This is a genomic window from Photorhabdus noenieputensis (genome assembly GCF_018448935.1).
In the GTDB taxonomy this organism is placed as follows: Bacteria; Pseudomonadota; Gammaproteobacteria; order Enterobacterales; family Enterobacteriaceae; genus Photorhabdus; species Photorhabdus noenieputensis.
Window position 1 is genome coordinate 1 of the sequence record NZ_RCWC01000084.1, and the last position, 4,092, is coordinate 4,092.

Here is a 4,092-nt window from a genome sequence, read left to right on the forward strand (position 1 = left end):
CTCCGCTTCCGGCAGAATATTCAACGTCCGTACCGGCGTTTCCGGGGTTTGTTCCAATGCCTCTGCCAGGCTCTCCAGTGCCTGCTGCATATAGCCACATACCCGTTCCGGTTCAAACGGCTGGGCAACTTGAACGGTTATCCCCAAGGATTCGCCAAAATCCTCCACCGACAGCACTAACGGATAATTGGTTCGCTCCTGCATATCAAGGAATTCGATACCGTTTACAAGTTCATCCAACGTTGTCGAAGACACATTATGTCGATAGTTCAGCAAGCTGCTAAAGAGGGGGATCTCACCCTGCACACCACTGCAACGCTGGGCCAACGCCAGTGACGCATGTTCATGTTCTAATAATCCGGCCAACCGGGTATGGGCGGCCAGCACACTTTCCCGTACCGGCGTATCATCGATGTCCAGCCGCAGCGGCAAGGTATTGATAAACAGCCCCATACCATTGTCGGCACCTTCACCTGCCTGCATCCGTCCAAACAGCACGGTACCGAACACCACTTGCTCCTGATCGCTGGTATGTGACAACACCTGTGCCCAGGCCAAATGACACAAGGCCGCCAGACTGACCCCCAAACGCCGGGCCTGACCACGCAGACGGTCATTCAGTTCAGGTGCCAGCATCCAGTAGGATTCCGTCACCTGTGAACCATCACGATGCACCTCCGTCAATCCAAATGGCAGCGTCGGTTCGTCCACCGACGCCAACATCCCGGTAAAGAAACGGGTGTGCTCCTCCTGACTCATGCCCAACCGGGCTTCAGCCACTAAATTACGGAAAGAGACAGGGGAAGTCAGACTCTCCTCCCGTTCAGTAAGATACGCCTGAACCTCACTGTTCATCACGTCCAGCGTGGTATGGTCGCCAATCAGGTGATGCAGCAATTGCAGTACCACCCAACGACCATCCGTCTCCTGCGCCACCACAAACCGCAACAATGGCGCTTGATCCAGCTCAATACGATAATGACGGGGATTAAAGCGTTGAATCAGTTGTTCACCAATCGGCCCATCCGTCGGGTCTGGCGTCAATTCAGTGACTGATAAAGGTGCCTGACGCCAGACGACCTGAGCCGGCACAGACAACTCTTGCCAGACAAAAGCGGTACGCAAAATATCGTGACGATCAACCACTTGCTGTACCGCCGCCAGGTAACGATCTAGCAGAGTCCGATCAGCGAAGGCCATCTGTCCGGCTAACAAATAGGGATCGCCTTCGTTTGCCAGTAAGTGGTGGAACAAAATACCGTCCTGTAACGGCGACAGGGCATAGATATCCTGAATGTTGCTCACCCCGCCCGGCACCTGTCTGACGATGCGGTCAATGTCAGCCTGAGTCAAATCAATCAGCGGCAACATCGCCGGTGTCAGGGCGGTCGTTGCCGGCGTGATGACGTTAGGCGGCACTGTCACCGCCTGATGCTGTCCCAATGTTTTCGCCAGGTCTGACAGCACCGGCGACTGGAACAGATCACGCGCCGTCAGCGTCAATCCCAGATGACGCAGGCGTTCAACCATCCGTATCGCCAGCAACGAATGACCACCCAAGGCAAAAAAGCTGTCGTACCGGCTGACCTGCTCAATCCCCAGTAATTCACGCCAGATAGCCGCCAGCGCGATTTCTGTTTCTCCCTGAGGCGCAGCGTAAACCTGGTGAACAAAGGCTTCATCGTCCGGTTCCGGCAATGCTTGATGATCCAATTTACCGTTCGGCGTTAGCGGAAACGCATCCAGCCGTACAAAGGCCGTCGGCACCATATAGTCAGGCAAAATAGCACTTAGATGGGCACGCAAGCTGCTTACCAGTCCGTCACGGGCTTCCGCCGCCACATAGGCCACCAGCCGTTTTTCCTGCCCTTCACCGCGGGCCAACACCGCCGCCTCACGCACCGTTGGGTACCCGGCTAACCGGGCCTCAATTTCCTCCGGTTCAATACGGAAACCACGGATTTTAACCTGCTGATCATTGCGGCCCAGGAATTCCAGATTGCCATCCGGTAGATAACGCGCCAAATCCCCAGTGCGGTACAGGCGAGCATCCGGGTTATCGCTGAACGGATCAATCAGGAAACGTTCAGCGGTCAATTCTGGCCGGTTAAGATAACCACAGGCCACGCCATCTCCCCCGATATAAATTTCACCGACCACACCTAACGGTACCGGCTGACCATACGCGTCCAGCAGATAAACCCGCGTGTTGGCTATCGGTCTACCGATAGGGACGCGAGCAGCTCCCGGCGCTAATTCAGTGATACGGTATGTTGCTGTAAAGGTGGTGCCTTCACTCGGTCCATAGCCATTTAATAGCTGTTGTGGCGGACGGGTGTTCAGTACCTGGCCGATAACATGGGGATCAAGGGCATCTCCGCCGACAATCAGCAGCTTGATCTGTGGCAGAACCGGAGACAGCTCCGTCGCTAACTGGTTAAACAATCCGACACTCAACCACAGAACCGTGATTCGCTGGATCTGTAGCTCTTGTACAAACGCCTGCGGCGTCAACACAGTGTCATGATCGATAACCACTAACGCGCCACCATTGAGCAATGGGGCCCAGACTTCAAACGTGCTGGCATCGAACGCCGGATTAGCGGCAAAAGCCACCCGATCATCCGATCCGATTTCAGCATAACCATTATTGATAACCAGCCGGACCACCGCACGATGCGGCACTAAAACCCCTTTAGGTGTGCCGGTAGAACCGGAGGTGTACATGATATACGCTAACTCGGTGCTGGCACGCGCTAAGTTAAGGTTAAAGCGATCTTCTTCACAGCCCATGTCCGTCTCATCCGAGAGACGAAGCAGCGGCACGGCCAGGTTCACCGGAATATCCGCCCGTGTATCCGTGAGCAGCAACCGGGCGGAACAATCACTTATCAGCCAGTTTTTCCGTTCATCCGGTACATTGGGATCAACCGGCACGTAAACAGCGCCAGCTTTAAGAATCGCCAATTGTGCCACTACCAGTTCCATCGAACGCGCTAGCAGGAGCGCGATATGATCACCAGAACAAACTCCTTGTTCGATCAGTTGACGAGCCAGCCGGTTAGCCCGGGTATTTAATTCGGCATAACTGAGCGTTTGCTCTTCATACATTAATGCTATCGCATCAGGCGTTTTCTCCACCTGTTGCTCAAACAACTGATGGATACATAACGCATCAGGATAGGCGGTTGCCGTAGCGTTCCAAGTTTCCAACACCAACCTGCGCTCCGCCGCAGACAGGAGATCAATTTCTCTAACCGGTTGTTGAGAGTCAGCCGCCATCGCTTGCAGCACTGTGTGCAGGTATCCCACCTGCCGTTCCATTGTCTCTGGATCAAACAGGGCCGTGGCATAACTCAATGCGCCAACAATCCGGCCCTCCGCCTCTGACAAGCTCAGTTCAAGATCAAACTTGACAACATCAATATCTTGATCAACCGGAGACACCGCCAGCCCCGGTAATCCCCACGCTGTGTTCTCATTGTTCTGCCAGACAAACATCACCTGGAACAATGGGGTATGCGCCAACCGGCGCGGTGGTTGTACGATTTCCACCACCTGTTCAAACGGTAAATCCTGATGCTCCTGCGCCGTCAATGCGGTTTTCCGGACTCGCGCCAGTAATTCCGTCACTGTCAGTTCATCCGATAGATCCATGCGCAACGCTAACGTATTGACAAAGAAGCCAATCAACGACTCCACTTCCTGACGATTGCGACCCGCACTCGGTGTGCCAATCACCATATCTTCCTGACCTGACAGACGCGATAGAACCACCGCCCAGGCTGATAACAGCGTCATAAATAAGGTGACGCCGTGCTGTTCACTCAGGCGCTTAAGGGCGGTCGTTAACGCCACATCCAAGTTAATCGGCACGGACTGCCCAACAAATGACTGCGCCGGCGGACGAGGCCGATCTGTCGGCAAATCCAGTAAGACTGGCGCGTCAGCCAACATGGCACGCCAATAGTCAGATTGGACCTGAATACGTTCAGCCGATAACCACTGACGCTGCCAGGCAGCGTAATCCGGGTATTGAATCGCCAACGGCGGCAACGGATCGGGTTGTCCGTCTATAAACGCCGTATAGAG

At 54.6% G+C, this 4,092-nt stretch carries 1 protein-coding gene; it reads right to left on the reverse strand.

Features of this window, described 5'->3' with window-relative positions:
* Positions 1-4,092 (reverse strand): non-ribosomal peptide synthetase (locus EAE91_RS23060; protein ID WP_214090487.1); only part of this gene is annotated, 4,092 nt, incomplete at both ends.